The organism is Terrabacter koreensis (assembly GCF_054783315.1).
In genome coordinates this window covers 456,864-475,986 of sequence record NZ_BAAGQU010000002.1, presented here as the reverse complement: position 1 = coordinate 475,986, position 19,123 = coordinate 456,864, and the positions used below count along the sequence as shown (strand labels likewise).

The following is a 19,123-nucleotide window of genomic DNA, read 5'->3' as shown; positions in this document are numbered from 1 at the left end:
TGCATATTCGTGCATGGACGGTCTCAGCGCTGGACGGCCCCCGTCGCCGACGCCGCGGACGCCACGGCGGCGTCACGGAAGCCGTTGACCTCCTCGGTGGTCAGCGTGCGGTCGGTCGCGCGGAACGTGAGGCGGTAGGCGAGCGACTTGCGACCCGCCTCCACGTGCTCGCCCTCGTAGACGTCGAAGAGCGACACCGACTCGAGCGCCTCCCCCGCGCCGGAACGCAGCGCCGACTCGACGTCGGCCGCGGCCACGTCGGACGCCACGAGCAGCGCCACGTCGGTCAGGGCGGGCGGGAACGTGGAGAACGCCTGCGCCTGGACCGGCTCGGCGCTGGCCGCGATGAGCACGTCGACGTCGACCTCGGCGGCCACCGTTCGCGCCGGCAGCTCCAGCGCGGCGACCACCTTCGGGTGCAGCTCGCCGGCGTGGCCCACGAGGGTGCCGTCGAGGAGCGTGATGCGGGCGCACCGGCCCGGGTGCCACGGGGCGTGGCCGGGGTCGTTCGCGACGACCACCGGCACGGCCAGGGCGGACGCGACCGTCTGGACCGCGGCGACCATGTCGCTCCAGTCCGCGGCACGGCCCGGGCCCCACCAGCCGGCGGGCTCCGTCTGGCCGGTCGCGAGGATGCCCGCGCGACGCGGCTGTGCCGGCACGGCGGCATACAGGCGCTCGAGGGTGTCGGCGTCGGGACGCGTCGCCACGCTCGGGATCGGCGCGATGCCCAGCGGGCCGCCCGGGCGGAAGACGAGACCCAGCTCGTAGATCGCGACGTCCTTCTGCCCGCGGGCCACGTTGCGGCGCAGCGTGTCGACGAGGCTTGCCAGGATCGACGTGCGCAGCAGCGGCCGCTCCTCGGACAGCGGGTTGGCGAGGCGCACGGCGTGACGCCGGTCGTCGTCGACCGGGAGCATGAGCTGGTCGGCCAGACCTTCGGCGACGAACGGGTAGCTGAGCACCTCGGTCAGGCCGAAGCCCGCGAGGGCGTCGGCGACGACGCGACGAGCCCGCTGGGCGTGCGTGAGCCCACGGCCCTCGGTCGGGGTCGGGGTGATCGACGGGATGTTGTTGTACCCGTCGATCCGCGCGACCTCCTCGGCGTAGTCGGGCGCGTCGACGAGGTCGGGGCGCCACGACGGCGGGGTGACGAGGACGTGCCGGTCGTCGGTGCCGGCGCCCTGCTCGTCGACCGAGCACCCGAGGTCGCGCAGGATGCCGACGACCCGCTCGCGGGCGTAGTCGACACCGACGATGCGAGAGGGCTCGGTGACGTCGAGGCGGTAGGCCACCCGGTCGGTCGTGCGGTCGACGTCGGTGACGCCCGGGTCGACGGTGCCGCCGCCGTGCTCCACGAGGAGGTCGACGGCGAGCTGGGCTGCCGCCGCCGTCACCTTCGGGTCGACGCCGCGCTCGAAGCGCTTGGAGGCCTCGGTGACGAGGCGGTGGCGGCGTGACGAGCGCGCGACCGTGGTCGGGTCGAAGTGCGCGGCCTCGATGAGCACGTCGGTGGTCGTGTCGGACACCTCGGACGACGCGCCACCCATGACACCCGCGATGGCGAGCGGCTGCTCACCGCCGTCGGTGATGAGCAGGTCGTCGACGTTCAGCGCACGCTCGACGTCGTCGAGGGTCGTGAGCTTCTCGCCGACGCGCGCGCGGCGCACCACGACCGATCCGGACAGCCGGTCGACGTCGAAGGCGTGCAGCGGCTGACCCACGGCGAGCATGACGTAGTTCGTCACGTCGACGGCCAGCGAGATGGGTCGCATCCCGGCCTGCGTCAGCCGCCGGGCCATCCACGACGGCGTCTGTCGCGTCGGGTCCATGCCACGGACGATGCGGGCGACATAGCGGTCGCAGCCCTCGTTGCCGTCGATCGGCGAGTCGTCCTTGAGCTCCACGGTGTAGCCGTCGCCGTTGGCGTCGGGCGCGACCACGGCAGCCGGGTCGCGGAAGCCGCCCTCGGGGCTGCCTTGGGCGTGCCAGTACTCGCGGGCGAGCCCGCGCAGCGAGAAGCAGTAGCCGCGGTCGGGGGTGACGTTGGTCTCGACCGTCTCGTCGGCCAGCCCCAGCAGGGCGATGGCGTCGTCCCCGGGGCTCAGCGATGCGGCGCGCTCCTCGCCCAGCAGCCGGCTGAGCACGATGATGCCCTCGTGGTCGTGTCCGAGGCCGATCTCGTCCTCGGCGCAGATCATGCCGTTGGACATGCGGCCGTACGTCTTGCGCGCCGCGATCTCGAATCCACCGGGCAGCACGGCGCCGGGCAGCACCACGACGACGAGGTCGCCGACCTCGAAGTTCGTGGCGCCGCAGACGATCTCCTGGTGCTTGCCCTCGGTGAGCATCTGGCCGTTCTGCCCGACGTCGACGACGCAGTAGCGGATCGGCTTGCCGTTCTTCTGGACCTGCTCCTCGAGCGCGAGGACGCGACCCACAACGAGCGGGCCGGTGATGTCGCCCCCGTGGAGGTCCTCCTCCTCGAGGCCCACGCTGACAAGGCTTGCGGCCACGTCGGCGCCGCGCGCCCCGGGCGCGAGGTCGGTGTACTCGGCGAGCCAGCTGAGCGGCGTACGCATGTCAGGCCCCCATCCCGAACTGCTGCGAGAAGCGGGTGTCGCCCTCGACGATCTCGTGCATGCCCTGCACCCCGTGGCGCAGCTGGAGCGCTCGCTCGATGCCCAGCCCGAACGCGAAGCCGGAGTAGACGTCGGGATCGATGCCGCACGTGCGCAGCACCTTGCGGTTGACCATGCCGGAGCCTCCCAGCTCGATCCAGCCGGAGCCGCCGCAGGTGCGGCACGGCTCGGCGCTGCCCCAGGTCTCCTCGCCGTGGCAGGCGAAGCAGAGGAAGTCGGTCTCCATGCTGGGCTCGGTGAAGGGGAAGTAGTTGGCGCGCACCCGGGTGCGGGTGTCCTCGCCGAACATGATGCGGACGAACGCGTCGAGCGCGCCGCGCAGGTGGGCCATCGTGAGGCCCTTGTCGATGGCGAGGCACTCGATCTGGTGGAAGACCGGGGTGTGCGTCGCGTCGAGGTCGTCCGTGCGGAACACCTTGCCCGGGGCCACGATGTAGATCGGCGGCTCCTGCTCGAGCATGGTGCGGATCTGCACCGGCGAGGTCTGGGTGCGCAGGACGAGGCCGGAGTCGACCGGGTCGAGGAAGAAGGTGTCCTGCATCTGGCGCGCGGGGTGGTCCGGGCCGAGGTTGAGGGCGTCGAAGTTGAGCCACTCGCTCTCGAGCTCGGGGCCCTCGGCGACCTCCCAGCCCATGCCGACGAAGGCGTCGACGAGGCGTTGGGCGACGAGCTCGATCGGGTGCCGCGCACCCGTGAGGCGACGCAGGGCGGGCACGGTGACGTCGACGCGCTCCTCGACGAGGATGCGCTCGTCGCGCTCGGCCTCGAGCTCGGCCTGGCGCGCCGAGAGGGCCTGGCCGACCCGTCCGCGGGCCTGGCCGACGCGCTTGCCGGCCTCTGCCTTGGCGCTCGGCGGCAGCGCGCCGATCTCGCGGTTGGCGAGGGCCAGCGGACTCTTCTCGCCCTGGTGCGCGATGCGCACGGCCTTGAGGTCGTCGAGCGAGGTGGCGGCCGCGATCGCGGCGAGGGCCTCCTGCACGGCTGAGTCGACGTTGGCCGGGTCGAGCGCGGAGACCTCGACCGGGTCGTAGTTCGTGTTGGGTCCGGACATCGGCGTGCGTTCGCTGCTCTCGCTCGGGGGGTCTCGATGGGGTCGGTTCTGGGCTGCCAGTCTAGGGGCGTGTGCGACCGGGCCTGCCGCCCGCCCGGCCCGCGGTCAGCTCCCGAAGGCCTCGGGCAGCCCGGCGGGCAGCCGCACGACGAAGCGGGCGCCGCCCGCCGCGTTGTCGGAGACGTGCACCGTGCCCCCATGGGCCTCGACGAGTCCACGGACGACGTAGAGGCCGAGGCCGGTGCTGGCGTTGGAGGGCCCGTGCCAGAAGCGGCCGAAGATCTTCTCGCGGTCGGCCGGCGGTATGCCGTCACCCTCGTCGTCGACCTCGACGACCACGGACTCGGGTGAGTCGCCGAGCTCGCCCCCGCGGTCGAGGGTCACCGTGACGCGTCCGTCGCCGTGGAGCAGGCCGTTCTCGATGAGGTTGAAGAAGATCTGCTCCAGCCGGTCGGTGTCGGCCCACATCTCGGGGAGTCCGTCGGACGACGCCTCCGCGCCCAGCTGCAGGCGCACCGTGCCCGTGGAGCGACCGAGCTCGTAGCGGGTGACGTGCTTCGACAACAGCGCGTGGAGGTCGACGGGGCCTCGGCGCAGGTTGAGGTTGTCGGAGTCGAGTCGCGAGATGTCGAGCAGCTCGGTGATGAGCCTGGTCAGCCGGGTCGCGTCCGCCTCGATCGTCTCGATCATGAGGCGCTTCTGCTCGTCGGTGAAGCGTTCCCACCTTCGGAGCAGGCTGCTCGTGAAGCCGGTGACGGACGTCAGCGGCGCCCGCAGCTCGTGCGCCACCGTCGAGAGGACGGTGGCCTGGTCGCGTTCGGCGCGCTGGCGGGCTTCGGCGTCCCGCAGGCCGAGCATGACGCGTGCGACCGCGCCGTTCGGCCCCGAGCGGATGTAGCGGGCGGTGACGAGGACGTCGTGGCCCTTGGGTGCGACGAGGAGCTTCTCGCGGTGGCCGGGGCGGCTGGCGAGGCCGTTCCACGGGTCGGTGTGGGCCCACCAGTCGCGGCCGTACTTGTCGGTGAGGGGCAGCCCCTCGTCGAGCGGTCGCCCCTCGAGGTCGGCCTTGTCGCACTCGAGGATGCGCAGCGCCTCGGTGTTGACGAAGCGGATGCGCCGGTCACCGCCGACGACGACGAGGCCGTCGGGGAGCATCTCGCCCATCTGCGCGACCGGTGCCACGCTGGCCGCCGACTCGGGCAGGCCAGAACCGGTCCCGTCGGCGGAGGTCATGGTCCCGAGGATAGCCACGGCGGACCGCGCGTTGGGTCAGCGGCGGGTGCGGCGTGCCTCGGCCGAGGCGTAGAGGCAGACGGTTGCCGCCATGGCGAGGTTGAGGGACTCGGCGTGCCCGTAGATGGGGACGCGCACGACCTCGTCGCAGGCGTCGCGGGTCTCCAGGGGCAGCCCCCACGCCTCGTTGCCCATCACCCAGGCATGGGCGCCGGTGAGGTCGGCCTCGTGCAGCAGGGTGGTGCCGGCCCCGTCGGCGGCCAGCAGTCGGATGCCGCGGGCACGCAGAGCGTCGAGGATCTCGGGCACCGTCGCGCCGGTGCTCACGGGCAGGTGCCAGAGGGAACCGACGGTGGAGCGCACGACCTTGCTGTTGTAGACGTCGACGCTCGCGTCGCTGACGATGACGGCGTCGGCTCCGGCGGCGTCGGCTCCGCGGATGACGGTGCCGGCGTTGCCGGGGTCACGCACGTTCGTCAGGACGCAGACGAGGGCGTCGGCGGGCAGGCCGGCGAGCGCCTCCTCGAGGGGGACGTCGAGCACCCGGCACACGGCCGCGATGCCCTGCGGTGACTCGGTGTCGCACATGGCGGCGAGCACCTCCGCGCTGACCTCGTGCACCCAGAGCTCGGCGGCGCGGGCCGCGTCGACGATGGCCGTATGCCGCTCGGCCGCCTCGGTGGTCACGTAGACGTCGCGGACCAGCTCGGGCCGGAAGGCGACCGCCTCACGGACGGCCTGCGGCCCCTCCGCGAGGAACTCCCCGGTGCGCGAACGCACCGAACGCCGGGACAGCGCCCGTACGGCCTTGACCCGATCGGATCGGGTATTGGTCAGCACGGGGTGTCCCGGCGTTCGGTGTGCGCTGCGGCTGTCAGTGGACAGGCGGCGTCGCTCAGGCGGCGTCGCCGGCGACCTTCGCCTCGGCCTGTGCCGGGACGTTGGCGCGGGAGAGCTCCACGAGCGCGGTGAAGGCCGGCGCGTCGTTGACGGCCAGGTCGGCGAGGATCTTGCGGTCGACCTCGACACCGGCGGCCTTGAGGCCCTGCATGAACCGGTTGTAGGTCATGCCGTTGGCGCGGGCCGCGGCGTTGATGCGCTGGATCCAGAGGCGACGGAAGTCACCCTTCTTGGCGCGGCGGTCACGGTAGGCGTAGCCCAGCGAGTGGGTGACCTGCTCCTTGGCCTTGCGGTAGAGACGCGACCGCTGACCGCGGTAACCGCTCGCGCGCTCGAGAACGACGCGACGCTTCTTCTGGGCGTTGACCGCCCGCTTCACGCGTGCCACGTGAATACTCCTTCTCTGCTTGGTGCAGTGCTTCGTGCTGCTGGCTTACCGGAGACCCGGCTGCTCAGCGAGATGCTGATTGGTGGGGGTCCCGGCTCACTTGCCGAGGAGCTTCTTGGCCTTCTTGGCGTCCGGCTTGGCGAGCTCGACGTCGTTCGCGATGGAACGCATCTTCTTGCTCGACTTGTGCTCGAGCAGGTGGCGACCGCCGGCCTGCTCGCGCATGACCTTGCCGGTGCCCGTGAGGCGGAAACGCTTCTTCGCACCGCTGTGCGTCTTCATCTTCGGCATGGGGGCCGATCTCCTTCGTGTTGCGTGCGTCAGTGGACGTACGTGGTCTGTCGTGCCGGGTGCTCGAGACTGGGCTCTCGCCTCCGGCGGGTCACCGCGCGCCTGTCACTCGGCGGCGGCGGTGGCCTCGTCGGTCTGCGGGGCGGCCTCTGCGGCCGCGGGCTGCTCGCCTGCGGGCTGCTCGCCTGCGGGCTGCTCGGCCGTCGCCGGGCGCTGCTCGCGGGAGCGACGCTGCTCGGCCTTGGCCTCCGCCTTCTTCTTGGTCGGGCCGATCACCATGATCATGTTGCGGCCGTCCTGCTTCGGGGCCGACTCGACGAAGCCGAGCTCGGCGATGTCCTCGGCGAGGCGCTCGAGCAGACGGCGACCGAGCTCGGGTCGCGACTGCTCGCGACCGCGGAACATGATCGTCACCTTGACCTTGTCGCCGGCCTTGAGGAACCGCTCGACGTGGCCCTTCTTGGTGCCGTAGTCGTGCGGGTCGATCTTCGGTCGGAGCTTGATCTCCTTGATGACGGTGTTGACCTGGTTCTTGCGCGCTTCCCGTGCCTTCATGGCGGCTTCGTACTTGAACTTGCCGAAGTCCATGAGCTTGGCGACCGGCGGCTTGGCCATGGGGGCCACCTCGACGAGGTCGAGGTTCGCCTCCTCGGCCAGACGCAGCGCGTCCTCGACGCGGACGATGCCGACCTGCTCGCCGTTGGGGCCAACCAAGCGCACTTCCGGGACCCGGATGCGCTCGTTGATGCGAGGCTCGCTGATGTGGTGCTCCTAAGTTCGAGAAATGGGTGACCAGACGGGTTCTGCTGTCCTGCTGCGACCACAACGAGAAAAGGGCTCCCCGTGTGTGCACGAGGAGCCCAAGGATCGCGTATGCCGGACGGTCGCCGTCACGTCACACGGCTCGTCACGCGCACCGCGGGACGGCACGCCTGTCGAGCAGACCTTGACCCGGCAACCCTGAGGTCGACGCGGGTGGAAGCGAGCTTCTCTTGCACGTCGTCACCCTGTTCCGCCGGAGCGGGAGTCGGGTGACGGCTGGTCAGTGCTCCATGTTAGCAGCCGGGACGGCTCGATCCGAATCGGCGCCGTAGCCGCTCGTCGTCCCGGTGGCGGCGGACGGCAGCGAACCCGAGCCCGCGCCGCGGGAGCGAGAGCGCCCGGCGGCCACCAGGCCGGCTGCTGCGACGAGCACGCCGAGCAGCGAGACGACGACGAAGCCCCACTGCCAGCCGCCGTGGTCGATGGCGAACCCGGCCAGCGGCGCACCGAGCGCCGACCCGGCGGTCATGGCCGAGCCGTGCCAGCCCATCATCTCGCCGCGGAAGCGCTCGGGGACGAGGCGGCTCAGCTGCTCGACCGTCGCGGTGATGGTCGGCGCGCAGAGCAGACCCGAGACCGTGACGAGCACCGCGAAGCTGGGCACCCCGACGGCGAGCGCGACGGGCAGCGTCAGCGCCGCGAGACCACCGAGGAGCCAGAAGACGGAGAAGGACCGGTGCCAGGCGCCGTAGACGAGGCCGCCCACCAGGGAGCCGGCGCCCCACAGGGCGAGCACCCAGCCGATCGACTGCGTGGCGTCGTAGGTGCGCAGGGCCGCGACGATGGAGACGTCGGTGCCGCTCAGCACCAGCGTGGAGCAGGCGGCAGCGAGGTAGACGGCGGCGACCGGCACGGTGATGAAGCCGCGGAGCGCACGCGGCGCGCGGCCCGTCCGGCCCGCCGCCTCGGACCCGGTCTCGGCCGTGGCGATCGCGTCGGCGCGGGCGCCCTCCCCCTGCTCGTCGGTGGCGGGCGTCGTCGTGGCAGAGGTGAGCGGCGGGTTGACCAGCCAAAGCACGAAGCCGGCCGCGACCGAGGTCAGCTCGCACACGAGCAGCGCCCAGGCCGTGTCGTAGCTGGTGGCGAGCCAGACGCCGATGGCCGGGCCGGCCATGAAGGAGAGCTCGGTCGCCGACGAGTCGAGCGAGAGCGCGGTGCGTCGCTGGTCGGCGGGCACCGAGCGGATGATGACCTGCCGCAGGATCGAGAAGGTCGGCACGACGAAGAGCCCCGCGAGCGCCGCGAAGCCGACGAGCGGCGCGTAGCCCACCCAGGGCGCGATGGACCAACAGACCACCTGGACGACCAGCGACGGGCCGACCGTGCGCCGCAGCCCGATGCGGTCGAGGAGGCGCCCGCGCCACGGACCCGAGACCGCGACGGCGATCGTCGAGGCCGCGGTGACGAGCCCGGCCTCGCCGTAGCTGCGGCCGAGGGACGACACGACGTGCAGCGTGAGGATCACGGCACCGGCCCACATCGGCACACGGATGAAGAAGCCGAGCAGCAGCGCGCCCCGCGTGTCGCGGTTGGCCAGCACCGGCCGGTACGCCCCGAGATCCATGGCGCCAGCCTGTCACCTCGCACCGACACGACGCACTCGGGTTTCGCACTCGGGTTTCGCGCTCGAGTTTCGCGCTCGGGTCGGGTCGGGAGCCCCACCGCGAAAGGCGGTGCGACGGCATACGCCAAGGGTCTTGTGACGCGTGGGCGACAGGGGAAAGGTGGGGTCATGGCAAAGACGCCCGGCAGATCAGACCTTCCTGCGGCCCCCAACCCCGCCTCGCCGCAGGACATCCGCAACGTCGTGCTGGTCGGACCCGGCGGGGCCGGCAAGACCGCACTGTTCGAGGCCCTCGTGGCGGCCCGCGTGCCCGGTCAGCGCACCGGCGCGACGGAGCACGTGCGCACGACGACCCTCACCGCCGCCTCGTTCGACTCGGGCCCGGTCACGCTCAACCTGCTCGACACCCCGGGCTACCCCGACTTCGTCGGCGACCTGCGCGCCGGGCTGAGGGCCGCCGACGCCGCGGTGTTCGTGATCTCGGGGGCCGACGACATCGACCGCCCCGTGTCGCTGCTGTGGCGCGAGTGCGCGGCCGTGGGCATGCCGCGGGCGGTCGTCGTCACGCACCTCGACCAGCCCCGCGCCGACTTCGCGGCCACCGTCGAGACGTGCCGTCGCACCTTCGGCGACGCCCGAGCCACACACTGGCCCACCGTCTCCGACGGCGAGGTCACCGGTGTCGTCGGCCTGCTCACGGGCGAGACCTCGGAGGAGCACGAGGACGCCAGGTCGGCCCTCATCGAGTCGGTCATCGAGGAGTCCGAGGACGCCACCCTGCTCGACCGCTACCTCGAGGGCGAGGCCATCGACACCGAGTCGCTCCTCACGGACCTGCGCGCCGCCATCGCGCAGGGCACCTTCTTCCCCATCGTCCCGGTGTCGCCGCTCACCGGCGCCGGCGTCGAGGAGCTCCTCGGCATGGTCGAGCGCGCCTTCCCCGACCCGACCGTGCACCCGCTGCCGACGGTGACCAGCCCTGCGGGTGGCGCGATCAGCGGCGTCGCCTGCGACCCCGACCAGCCGCTCGTGGCCGAGGTCGTGCGCACGACCACCGACCCGTACGTGGGACGCCTCTCCCTCGTGCGGGTCTTCTCCGGCACCCTGCGGGTCGACGAGACGGTGCACGTCTCGGGCCACCTGGGCGACTTCGTCGGCCACGAGGTCGCCGGCCACCCCGCGCACGACGACGACGAGCGGGTTGGGCCCCTCGCGGCGCCCTTCATGGACGGCCACCGGCCCAGGGGGACCGCCATCGCCGGCGACCTCGCCCTCGTGTCGAAGCTGACCCGCGCCGAGACGTCCGACACCCTCTCGTCCGCGGAGCGGCCCGCAGTCGTCGCACCGTGGCTGCTGCCCGAGCCCCAGCTGCCGGTGGCGATCCGGGCGGCGACGAAGTCCGACGAGGACAAGCTGGCCGCGGCGCTCCAGCGCATCGTCGCCGAGGACGTCACCGTGCGGCTCGACCACTCGGCCGAGACCGAGCAGGTCGTCCTGTGGACGATGGGCCAGGCCCACGTCGACGACCTCATCGCGCAGCTCGCCGACCGCTACGGCGTCACGGTGACCGCCGAGCCCTACCGCACCGCGCTGCGCGAGACCTTCGTGCGCAAGTGCAGCGTGCAGGGACGTCACGTCAAGCAGTCCGGCGGGCACGGGCAGTACGCCGTCTGCTCCATCGAGATCGAGCCGCTCCCCCGCGGGGCCGGCTTCGAGTTCGTCGACAAGGTGGTCGGCGGCGCCGTGCCGCGCCAGTTCATCCCCTCGGTGGAGAAGGGCGCCCGGCTCCAGCTCGAGAAGGGTCTGCTCACCGGACACCCCGTGGTCGACGTCCGGGTCACGCTCACCGACGGCAAGGCCCACTCCGTCGACTCGTCCGACGTCGCCTTCCAGACCGCTGCGGCCCTCGCGCTCAAGGAGGCCGCCAACGAGTCGACGATGGCGCTGCTCGAGCCGATCGACCGGGTCGACATCACCATCGCGGACGAGTACCTCGGCGCGGTGATGTCGGACCTGCGCGGTCGGCGGGGCCAGGTGCTCGGCACCGAGCCGGCCGACGCGATGGGACCGGAGGGCGGCTGGACCGTGGTGCACGCGGAGGTGCCGTCGTCGGAGCTGTCGCGCTACCCCATCGACCTGCGCTCGGTGTCGCACGGCACGGGCTCGTTCGTGCGCGAGCCGGTGCGCCACGACCTCCTCCCCGCCGACAAGGTGCGCGACCTCCTCAAGGCCTGAACGCCGCCGGGAGCCCTCCCCACCCACAACCGAGAGAACGCTCCGTCACGTGACAGAGCGTTCTCTCGATTGAAAAGGGGGGGTAGGGCGTGCGCGGGGGGCCGCTGGCTCAGAGGCGGACGACCATCTTGCCGGTGTTCTCGCCGCGCAGGACGCCGAGGAACGCGTCGACCGCGTGGTCGATGCCGTCGGCGAACGTCTCGCGGGAGGTCAGCGAGCCGTCGGCGATCCAGCCGGCCGCGCGCTGGGCGTACTCGCCGGCGAGGTCCCAGTGGTCACCGACGAGGAAGCCGGTGATCGTGCCGCGGGTCTGGATGAGACGGGCGAGGTTGCGCGGGCCGGGCGCCGGCTCGGTGTCGTTGTAGACCGAGATCGCGCCGCAGATCGCGATGCGACCGCCGAGACGCAGGGAGCCGATGGCGGCCTCGAGGTGCTCGCCGCCGACGTTGTCGAAGTAGACGTCGATGCCGTCGGGGGCTGCCTTGCGCAGGAGCGTGGAGACCTTGCCCTCCTTGTAGTTGAACGCGGCGTCGAAGCCGAGGTCGTCGAGCAGGTGGTCGACCTTCTCCTGCGAACCCGCGCTGCCGATGACGCGGCTGGCACCGAGCGCCTTGGCGACCTGGCCGACGACCGAGCCGACGGCGCCCGCGGCACCGGAGACGAAGACGACGTCGCCCTCCTTGATCTTCGCGATGCGGGTCAGGCCGGCGTATGCGGTCAGGCCGGTCATGCCGAGCACGCCGAGGTACGCCGAGGCGGGTGCGACGGACGTGTCGACGACGCGGACGGCGGTGCCGTCGACGACGGCCTCCTCGCGCCAGCCCAGGCCGTGGAGCACGTGGTCGCCGACGGCGATGCCGTCGGTCTTCGACTCGGTGACGACGCCGACGGCGCCGCCGTGCATGGCCTCACCGAGGGCGTACGGCTCGGCGTAGGACTTGGCGTCACTCATGCGGCCGCGCATGTAGGGGTCGACCGACATGACCTCGTTGCGGACGCGGACCTGGCCGTCGGCCAGCTCGACCGGCGCGCTCTCGACGAGGGCGAAGTCGTCGTGGGTGGGCCAGCCGACGGGGCGGCTGACGAGCTGGACCTCGCGGGGGTTGGTCATCGGATCTCCTTGTGCAGCAGTGTTTCTGAGGTACGGGTGGCCGGGCTCAGTCGATGATGATCTCGACGGGGATGTTGCCGCGAGTCGCGTTGGAGTAGGGGCACACCTGGTGCGCGACGTCGACGAGCTCGCGGCCGAGCTGGGCGTCGACACCCTCGGGCAGCTCGACGTGCAGGACGACGCCGAGGCCGAAGCCCGTGCTCGACGAGCCGCTGAGGCTGACGTCGGCCGTGACCGCGACGTCGAAGTCCTCGACCCGACGCTTGCGCGCGACGAGACCGAGGGCGCTCGCGAAGCACGCGGCATACCCGGCGGCGAAGAGCTGCTCGGGGTTGGTGCCCTCGCCGCTGCCGCCGAGCTCGCGGGGTGCCGCGAGGGTGACGTCGAGTCGACCGTCGGAGGTGACGGCGCGTCCCTCGCGACCGGAGGCGGTGGCGGAGGCGACGTACTGGGCGGTCTGGGTGGCGGTGGTCATGGGTCTCCTCGAGTGACGAATTGCGAACCATTAAGTTGTGCGCAATTTGATAGTACGCTTGGTGCATGAGCCCGTCCAATCCGACCACCGCCGCCGGCACCCTCAGCCTCGAGCAGCAGATCTGCTACGCCATGCACACCACGGTGCGGGCGTTCGACGCCGTCTACCGAGAGCTCCTGGCGGAGCACGGGCTCTCCTACCCGCAGTACATCGCGCTCATGGGCGTCGGCGAGCACGGTCCCATGACCGTCAGCAGCCTCGGCGAGCACATGCGCCTCGACTCGGGCACCCTCTCCCCCCTGCTCAAGCGGATGGAGGCGGCGGGGCTCGTCGGCCGCTCGCGCGACCCGGAGGACGAGCGGCGCGTCCTCGTCCGCGTCACCGCGGCCGGACGTGACAAGCTCGCAGCGCTGCAGGACATGCCCCAGCGCATCGCGGCTCGGAGCGGGCTCACACGCGAGCAGTTGCTCGCCCTGCACCAGACCCTGCGCACGGTGACCGAGCGCCTCGACCACCAGCCCGGCGACTGAGGCGACGTCGACCTCAGGACGGCAGCAGGATCGCGATGGCGTGGATGAGCATCCCGATGAGGCCGCCGACGAGCGTGCCGTTGATCCGGATGAACTGCAGGTCGCGGCCGACCTGCAGCTCTACCCTCTCGGCGGTCTCCTTGCCGTCCCAGCGGTCGACGGTGTCGCTGATGATGCGGGTCAGCTCGGTGCCGTAGCGGTCGATCGCGTAGATGGTCGCGTCGCAGATGCGGGCGTCGATGCGGTCGCGCAGGGCCTCGTCGGTGAGGAGCCGCTCGGCCAGCGCGGTGACCTCCTGGACGGCGCGGACCCGGACCGGGCCGCCCTCGTCCTCCAGCGCGGCCACGACGACCGACCGGAGTGAGCCCCAGAGCGACATCGCGGTGTCGGCCACCTGCGGGTGCGAGAGGACCCGCTCCTTGAGCCGCTCGGCCTTGGCCTGCGTCGCGGGGTCGTGCTGGAGGTCGTCGGCAAGGTCGATGAGCAGCTTGTCGAGGGCCTGGCGCACGTCGTGGCGCGGGTCGTTGCGGATGTCGGCGAGCCACTTGAGGGCCTCGACATGGATCTTGCGGGCGACGATGTCGTTGATGGCGTCGGGCACCCAGGCCGGGGCGCGCTGCGTGATGAGCGACTCGAAGAGGTCCTCGTTGTCGACGAGCCACACACGGATCTCGTCCAGCGCGAGGTCGACGAGACCGACGTGGGCCTCGTCGCGCACGACCTGGTCGAGCAGGCCACCTGCGAGCGAGCTGACCGGCTCCTGGGCGAGACGCGGCAGGACGGCCTGCTCGATGACCGCCCGGACGTCCTCGTCGGGGATGCGGTGCAGGGCGTGGACCGTGACCGTGGCGACCTCGTCGACAAGGCGCTTCGCGTGGCCCGGCGCCAGCGCCCACTCGGCAGCCCGGCGGGTCGGCTCCGCGTCGAGCACCCGCTCGCGGATGATGTCCTCGCGCATGAAGTTCTCGCTGACGAACTCCTCGAGGCTGCGCCCGATCATCTCCTTCTTGCGCGGGATGAGCGCCGTGTGCGGGATGGGCAGGCCGAGCGGGTGGCGGAAGATCGCCGTCACGGCGAACCAGTCGGCGCAGGCACCCACCATCGAGGCCTCGGCGCCGGCGTTGACGAAGCCGAGGAAGCCGTCGTCGTGGCCGCGGGTGAGCACGTAGACGATCGCCGCGAGCACGAGCAGGCCCGTGGCGACGAGTCGCATCTGGCGCAGGTCGCGGCGACGCTGGGCCTCGAGCGCCGGGTCGACGATGAACCCGAGCGGACCGCCTGCGCCCGTGCCCCGGCGCCGGCTGCCGGCACGCGGCTCGGGAGACCCCGCGCCGGCGCTCGGGGGCGGGCCGGCTTCGGCCGAGGGCGCTGCGGCGTCGCGCTCCCGCGTCGCCTGGGGTGTGGTGTCCACGTCCGGCACCTCCACTGGTGGTGTGCTCAGCGCGCCGTCTCGAGCGCGAAGGTCAGAGCATCGATCCTCGCACGCGTCTCGCCATCAGTTGCTATGCGCTCGCCGATGCGGGTCGCGACGGCGCTCACGTCGGCCGCCTCGAGCCCGGGCCGGAGCGCCAGCACGACGCGCAGCACCCCCGCCCCGGACGGCTCACCGGCCTCGAGCCGGTGGTTCTCGACGGATGCCTCGACGGCCACGGCCGCGCTCACGGCGGAGGCGACGTGGGGGTCGAGGTGGCTGGGCCGCCACTCGCGCTCCTGGGCCAGCGCCCACAGCATGCTGGGCCGCAGCACGCCGGCGTGGTCAGAGGCGACGTCGACGAGCAGCACGTGGCACTCCTCGGTGATGGCGGACTGCGCGGCCGCGGCGGCCCGCACGGGCACCGGTCGCGCCCCGGGGTCCCACGCGGCGAGGCTCTCGAGCGAGGTGAACATCGGCAGGGCCCGCGAGCCGTCGGGTGCGGTCAGCGTCACCGCGGCCATGTCGCTGCGGGTGTCCATCGCGTGCGCACCGCTGTCGTCGACCTCGGTGGCGACCGCTACGACCGGCACGAGCCACCGGCTGGTGGCCACGCTGCGCATGAGGACGAGCTCGGCGTCCGGGCCCGGCGTCGACTGGACGGCTCGCAGCGCAGCGAGCAGCCCCTCGTCCGCCGAACCGTCGTCGCCCGAGAACCCGTGCGACGGGATCGACTTGCCCTCCCAGGCCTGGCCGGCCGAGTCGGCAGGACGGCCGTGCGCGTCGACGTGGCCGGACGCGGTCGGGTCGTCGGACGCGCCGCTCATGCGGAGGGACGACCGGCGACGTCGAGCGCCTCCGGCAGCGTGAACGCGCCCCGGTAGAGGGCCGAGCCGACGATGGCGCCCTCGACCCCGTCACCGACGAGGGTGCGGATGGTCGCGATGTCGTCGAGGGTGGAGACACCCCCGCTGGCGACGACAGGACGGTCGGTGCGGGCACACACGTCGCGGAGCAGGTCGACGTTGGGGCCCTGGAGCATGCCGTCCTTGTTGACGTCGGTGACGACGTAACGGGCACAGCCCTCACGGTCGAGCCGCTCGAGGGTCTCCCAGAGGTCGCCGCCCTCGCGGGTCCAGCCGCGGGCTGCGAGGGTCGTGCCGCGCACGTCGAGGCCGATCGCGACCCGGTCGCCGTGATCGGCGATGATGCGGGCCGTCCACTCCGGGTCCTCGAGCGCTGCGGTGCCGATGTTGACCCGGCGGCAACCCGTCGCGAGCGCCGCCTCGAGCGACTCGGTGTCGCGGATGCCACCGGAGAGCTCGACCTGCAGGTCGAGCCGGCCCACGATCGAGGCGATGAGCTCGCGGTTGCTCCCCCGCCCGAACGCCGCATCGAGGTCGACCAGGTGGATCCACTCGGCGCCGGCGTCCTGCCACGCCTTCGCTGCCTCCCACGGGTCACCGAACCGGCCTCCGCTGCCGGCGACGCCCTGCACGAGCTGCACCGCCTGCCCGTCGGAGATGTCGACGGCGGGCAGCAGCTCGAGCCGTGGCTGGTCGGTCGGTGTGGTCATTCGGTCACGCACTCCTCGGGTCGATCGTCGACCTCCGAGTATGCCGTGGGGCAACCTGACGCCGTTGACCGGACCGTCAGGCGGGCGGGACACCCGAGGTGCCCCGCCCGCCCGGTCCGGCTCGTTCCGGTCAGCCCTCGGTGCCACCACCGGGCTGGAGCGATCCGTTGACCGTCAGGGCGTACGGCGCGTACTGGCGCACGGTCTCGGTCGGCTCGTCGTACGAGACGATCGCGACGACGGAGGTGGCGGACCGCAACCGCGAGAGCTGCCCGCGTGACAGGTGCACGGCGTTGCGGCCGTCGAACTCGATCTGGGTGACCGACAGCTCCTTGCCGGTCCTGATGCCGACGAGCTTCAGGTGCCAGTTGGCCACGGGCGTGGGGCTGATCTGGGTCGGCGACCGGAACGGTGCCAGGCTGGAGCCGTCGCTCACCAGCGTCCCCCCGACCGTCACGTCGTCGACGAGCAGGCCACCCTCGTTGACGCCGCCGTCCGACACGTAGTGCAGCGACAGGAGGACGGTCTGGCCGGCATACGCCGAGAGGTCGTATGTGTGCGGCTCGAAGCCGGCGGTCGTCCCGTTGAGGGCGGGCCCGTTCGGGCCGGCGACGGTGCGGTCGCCGGCGATCGGCGTGTAGGTCTTGCCGCCGTCGGTCGACACCTCGACGTACGCGTAGTCGAAGCCCTGCTCGGCGCCGTACTTGGCGAGGAACCGCAGCGTCGGGTCGGCCGCGGGGACTGTCACCGAGGCGACGGCGGCAGAGTCGAGGTTGCTCGCGTTGCCCGACCAGAGGACCGGGTTGCCCGGGCGGTCGGGGTCGTTGCCGACGACCGTCCAGAGCAGCGGCTGCGAGGGCAGCTCGCTCGCCCCGCGGAAGGTGACCGACCGGAGGTCCTCACCCTTGAGGGCGCGACCGCGCGCCGTCAGCGGGACGTAGTCCGCGCCGTTCGGGGCCGCTCCCGGCGTGGCGTATGCCGTGGGGTTGGCGAGGTTGACCGACGAGCGGAGGCTCGCGCTCGTCACCCGCTGCCGCGACAGGCCCTTGAGCTTGACCTTGGCAGCGTCGTCGACGAGCTTGTCGAGCAGCACCATCGACTGGTGGTCGTGCAGGACGGTGTAGAGGTCGGCGCCCCGAGCGGCGAGCGCTGCCTCGATCGAGGCCAGTCCTTGGTGGGCGCCGTCGCGGTGCAGCTCGGACATGAACGCCGTGCCGTAGCGGTCGTAGAGGAAGAGCATCAGGGAGTAGGCGTGCCCGTAGTCGGCCAGCACGGCGTTCGGGTTGCCGCCCTCGCCCCAGAGGTTGAACGAGTTCTCCGGTCCCCCGCAGTCACGCGGGTTGGTGTTGAACGGAGTCGTCACGGTGCCGAAACCCTGGAAGCAGTAGAGGTGGCTGTCGCCGCCGCGGTCGAAGACGGTCTTGGTCGCGTCCACGTAGCCGACGAGGGTCTGGGCGAAGTCGGAGAGGCCCTCGTTGACGGCGATCGACTCGAACGGGTCGGTGTAGTACTGCAACAGGTGCTGGTACTCGTGGGCGAAGGTGCCCTCGTAGAGCCGTGGGCGGGCGGGCCGGGTCGAGCAGAGGTCGGTGGTCGGCGCGTCGGGAGGGTTGACGCCCGTGCGGTGCGCCCAGTCGTAGGCGTCGATCGTCATGACGTTGCGGTCGAACAGCTCGTTGAACTGCGCCGAGAAGAAGCCGGCGATGTAGGTCGGGGCCGCGGGGAACGTGTAGTAGTTGTCGTCGCGCACGTTGTCGACGAGAGTGACGATCTTGTCGCCGGCGCCGTCGTAGACGCCGCCGTTGCCGTTCGCGTCCGGGCCGATGAGCGCGTTGCTGCCGTCACGGTCCGGGGCGACGCTGAAGGCCTCGGACTCCTTCGGGAACATGTTCGCGTCGAACTCCCTGACGAGGTCGTTGACCTGGGCGTCGGTGACGACCGTCGACTGCGGGTCGGCCGCCGTGCGGCAGTCACCGGCAGGGAACGAGGTGTCGTTGGCGACCCAGACCTCGATCTTGGCGCCGACGGCGCGCAGCGTGTAGTCCTTGCGGTAGAGCAGGCCGTTGAAGTCGTCGAGCCCGAGCCACTGGCGCACGGTCCCGACCTCGGGGGTGGCGGCCAGGGCGCGGGGCGCGAGCCGCGCCGAGCGCTTCGCGGAGAACTGGTCGGGGACGTTCACCGGCTTGCCGTCGAGCCGGAAGTCCTTGCGCTTCAGCTCCTTGACGTCGGACCGTGGATCGGATGCTCCGGGCGGCGCGCTGGTGGCCGCGGGCGGCGAGGCCGCCGGTGCGACCGCAGGCGCCGTGGCTGCCCCGGCCGGTGCCGCCATGGCAACCGCGGCCAGCACTGCGGTGCCGATCAAGGTGAAGCGTCGTCCGCGCATCTGACTCCCCTATCGTCCCTGGCTCGCGGGCACTCCGTCGGACCCACGAATGCCAGCCATCAGACACCCGTGCCGGACCCGGGGTCAATGGTCGGGGAGGCCCCCCGGAGGCGTCAGGAGGACGTCGGTGGGACCTCCGGCCCGGCCGGGGGCCCTGCTGGTTCAGGCGGCGTCGGCTCGGACGAGGCTGCGATCTCGGCCCGGTGGCGCCACAGCACGTAGGCGAGACCGAGCACCAGCACGACCCCGATGAGCAGCAGGCGCATCGGCCAGGACAGGTCGAGCAACGTCGTGACCACCAGCGTGCCGATGGCCGTGCCGACCGTCGTGGGCAGGCCGGGCCGACTCGCCCGGCGGCGAGGGTAGAGCGAACCGGACGTCGTTCGGCGCCGGGTCGAGGAGGTCGAGGTGCGCCTCGTCGTCCTCCGGGCCGTCGACCTCTTCGTGCGCGCCGACGAGCTCGTGGACCTCTTCGTCGCCATGGCTCCTCCTCGTCGGCCAGACCCCTTGG

The 19,123-nt window shown here is 71.9% G+C and carries 17 protein-coding genes; 2 read left to right on the top strand and 15 right to left on the bottom strand.

From position 1 onward, the window contains the following. Window positions 1–23: 23 nt before the first annotated feature. The 8 genes from pheT to ACYVNR_RS02495 form a co-directional block, all read right to left on the bottom strand. Window positions 24–2,582 (bottom strand): phenylalanine--tRNA ligase subunit beta, encoded by a 2,559-nt coding sequence (pheT, locus tag ACYVNR_RS02530; protein WP_461046341.1) that lies wholly within the window; start codon window positions 2,580–2,582, stop codon window positions 24–26. A gap of 1 nt (window position 2,583) precedes the next feature. After that, window positions 2,584–3,693: a phenylalanine--tRNA ligase subunit alpha gene (pheS, locus tag ACYVNR_RS02525; RefSeq protein ID WP_461046339.1), complete on the bottom strand. Its 1,110-nt coding sequence runs from the start codon at window positions 3,691–3,693 to the stop codon at window positions 2,584–2,586. Between the two features lie 105 nt (window positions 3,694–3,798). Continuing rightward, a complete protein-coding gene (locus tag ACYVNR_RS02520; RefSeq protein WP_461046337.1) occupies window positions 3,799–4,926 on the bottom strand; it encodes a sensor histidine kinase in 1,128 nt (375 codons plus the stop codon). Between the two features lie 36 nt (window positions 4,927–4,962). Beyond that, complete coding sequence (locus tag ACYVNR_RS02515) at window positions 4,963–5,766, bottom strand: TrmH family RNA methyltransferase (protein ID WP_045193114.1); 804 nt, start codon at window positions 5,764–5,766, stop codon at window positions 4,963–4,965. Window positions 5,767–5,821: 55 nt separating this feature from the next. After that, complete coding sequence (gene rplT / locus ACYVNR_RS02510) at window positions 5,822–6,214, bottom strand: 50S ribosomal protein L20 (RefSeq protein ID WP_045193113.1); 393 nt, start codon at window positions 6,212–6,214, stop codon at window positions 5,822–5,824. Window positions 6,215–6,310: 96 nt separating this feature from the next. Further along, window positions 6,311–6,505: a 50S ribosomal protein L35 gene (gene rpmI, locus ACYVNR_RS02505; RefSeq protein ID WP_020144695.1), complete on the bottom strand. Its 195-nt coding sequence runs from the start codon at window positions 6,503–6,505 to the stop codon at window positions 6,311–6,313. A gap of 105 nt (window positions 6,506–6,610) precedes the next feature. Beyond that, window positions 6,611–7,219 carry a translation initiation factor IF-3 gene (gene infC / locus ACYVNR_RS02500; RefSeq protein WP_458801068.1) on the bottom strand — a complete coding sequence of 203 codons (609 nt, stop codon included), beginning with the start codon at window positions 7,217–7,219 and terminating at the stop codon, window positions 6,611–6,613. A 328-nt stretch (window positions 7,220–7,547) separates the two neighbouring features. After that, complete coding sequence (locus ACYVNR_RS02495) at window positions 7,548–8,891, bottom strand: MFS transporter (RefSeq protein WP_461046334.1); 1,344 nt, start codon at window positions 8,889–8,891, stop codon at window positions 7,548–7,550. A 168-nt stretch (window positions 8,892–9,059) separates the two neighbouring features. On the opposite strand from ACYVNR_RS02495, the gene ACYVNR_RS02490 reads away from it, so the two are divergent. After that, on the top strand, window positions 9,060–11,126 hold the full coding sequence (locus tag ACYVNR_RS02490) for an elongation factor G-like protein EF-G2 (protein WP_461046332.1): 2,067 nt from the start codon (window positions 9,060–9,062) through the stop codon (window positions 11,124–11,126). A gap of 109 nt (window positions 11,127–11,235) precedes the next feature. Here the strand turns inward: ACYVNR_RS02490 and ACYVNR_RS02485 are convergent, their stop codons facing one another. Then, window positions 11,236–12,237: an NADP-dependent oxidoreductase gene (locus ACYVNR_RS02485; protein WP_461046330.1), complete on the bottom strand. Its 1,002-nt coding sequence runs from the start codon at window positions 12,235–12,237 to the stop codon at window positions 11,236–11,238. 46 nt (window positions 12,238–12,283) lie between these two features. Then, complete coding sequence (locus tag ACYVNR_RS02480) at window positions 12,284–12,712, bottom strand: organic hydroperoxide resistance protein (RefSeq protein ID WP_045193107.1); 429 nt, start codon at window positions 12,710–12,712, stop codon at window positions 12,284–12,286. Between the two features lie 65 nt (window positions 12,713–12,777). Here ACYVNR_RS02480 and ACYVNR_RS02475 point away from each other — a divergent pair, with 65 nt between their 5' ends. Continuing rightward, window positions 12,778–13,242 carry a MarR family winged helix-turn-helix transcriptional regulator gene (locus tag ACYVNR_RS02475; protein WP_045193106.1) on the top strand — a complete coding sequence of 155 codons (465 nt, stop codon included), beginning with the start codon at window positions 12,778–12,780 and terminating at the stop codon, window positions 13,240–13,242. 13 nt (window positions 13,243–13,255) lie between these two features. Here ACYVNR_RS02475 and ACYVNR_RS02470 read toward each other — a convergent pair whose 3' ends face one another. From ACYVNR_RS02470 to ACYVNR_RS02450, 5 genes are all read right to left on the bottom strand, one after another. Beyond that, entirely contained in the window at window positions 13,256–14,653 is a 1,398-nt protein-coding gene (locus ACYVNR_RS02470; protein WP_461046329.1) for a DUF445 domain-containing protein, read from the bottom strand. A 26-nt stretch (window positions 14,654–14,679) separates the two neighbouring features. After that, window positions 14,680–15,480 carry an SseB family protein gene (locus ACYVNR_RS02465; RefSeq protein WP_461046327.1) on the bottom strand — a complete coding sequence of 267 codons (801 nt, stop codon included), beginning with the start codon at window positions 15,478–15,480 and terminating at the stop codon, window positions 14,680–14,682. Then, window positions 15,477–16,229, bottom strand: coding sequence for a bifunctional 1-(5-phosphoribosyl)-5-((5-phosphoribosylamino)methylideneamino)imidazole-4-carboxamide isomerase/phosphoribosylanthranilate isomerase PriA (priA, locus tag ACYVNR_RS02460; protein ID WP_461046325.1), 753 nt, complete (start codon window positions 16,227–16,229; stop codon window positions 15,477–15,479). The genes ACYVNR_RS02465 and priA overlap by 4 nt, the downstream gene beginning before the upstream one ends. A 130-nt stretch (window positions 16,230–16,359) precedes the next feature. Then, a complete protein-coding gene (locus ACYVNR_RS02455) occupies window positions 16,360–18,612 on the bottom strand; it encodes a peptidase M6 (RefSeq protein WP_461046323.1) in 2,253 nt (750 codons plus the stop codon). 113 nt (window positions 18,613–18,725) lie between these two features. Next, window positions 18,726–19,094 (bottom strand): hypothetical protein, encoded by a 369-nt coding sequence (locus ACYVNR_RS02450; RefSeq protein WP_045193103.1) that lies wholly within the window; start codon window positions 19,092–19,094, stop codon window positions 18,726–18,728. Between the last annotated feature and the right edge of the window lie 29 nt (window positions 19,095–19,123).

Bases quoted from the DNA above. Each gene is read 5' to 3' on its own strand.
- ACYVNR_RS02465 (WP_461046327.1), bottom strand. From the start codon at position 15,480: ATGAGCGGCGCGTCCGACGACCCGACCGCGTCCGGCCACGTCGACGCG.
- ACYVNR_RS02475 (WP_045193106.1), top strand. From the start codon at position 12,778: ATGAGCCCGTCCAATCCGACCACCGCCGCCGGCACCCTCAGCCTCGAG.
- ACYVNR_RS02495 (WP_461046334.1), bottom strand. From the start codon at position 8,891: ATGGATCTCGGGGCGTACCGGCCGGTGCTGGCCAACCGCGACACGCGG.
- pheT (WP_461046341.1), bottom strand. From the start codon at position 2,582: ATGCGTACGCCGCTCAGCTGGCTCGCCGAGTACACCGACCTCGCGCCC.
- pheS (WP_461046339.1), bottom strand. From the start codon at position 3,693: ATGTCCGGACCCAACACGAACTACGACCCGGTCGAGGTCTCCGCGCTC.
- ACYVNR_RS02450 (WP_045193103.1), bottom strand. From the start codon at position 19,094: ATGGCGACGAAGAGGTCCACGAGCTCGTCGGCGCGCACGAAGAGGTCG.
- ACYVNR_RS02485 (WP_461046330.1), bottom strand. From the start codon at position 12,237: ATGACCAACCCCCGCGAGGTCCAGCTCGTCAGCCGCCCCGTCGGCTGG.
- ACYVNR_RS02455 (WP_461046323.1), bottom strand. From the start codon at position 18,612: ATGCGCGGACGACGCTTCACCTTGATCGGCACCGCAGTGCTGGCCGCG.
- ACYVNR_RS02490 (WP_461046332.1), top strand. From the start codon at position 9,060: ATGGCAAAGACGCCCGGCAGATCAGACCTTCCTGCGGCCCCCAACCCC.
- priA (WP_461046325.1), bottom strand. From the start codon at position 16,229: ATGACCACACCGACCGACCAGCCACGGCTCGAGCTGCTGCCCGCCGTC.
- ACYVNR_RS02520 (WP_461046337.1), bottom strand. From the start codon at position 4,926: ATGACCTCCGCCGACGGGACCGGTTCTGGCCTGCCCGAGTCGGCGGCC.
- ACYVNR_RS02480 (WP_045193107.1), bottom strand. From the start codon at position 12,712: ATGACCACCGCCACCCAGACCGCCCAGTACGTCGCCTCCGCCACCGCC.
- rpmI (WP_020144695.1), bottom strand. From the start codon at position 6,505: ATGCCGAAGATGAAGACGCACAGCGGTGCGAAGAAGCGTTTCCGCCTC.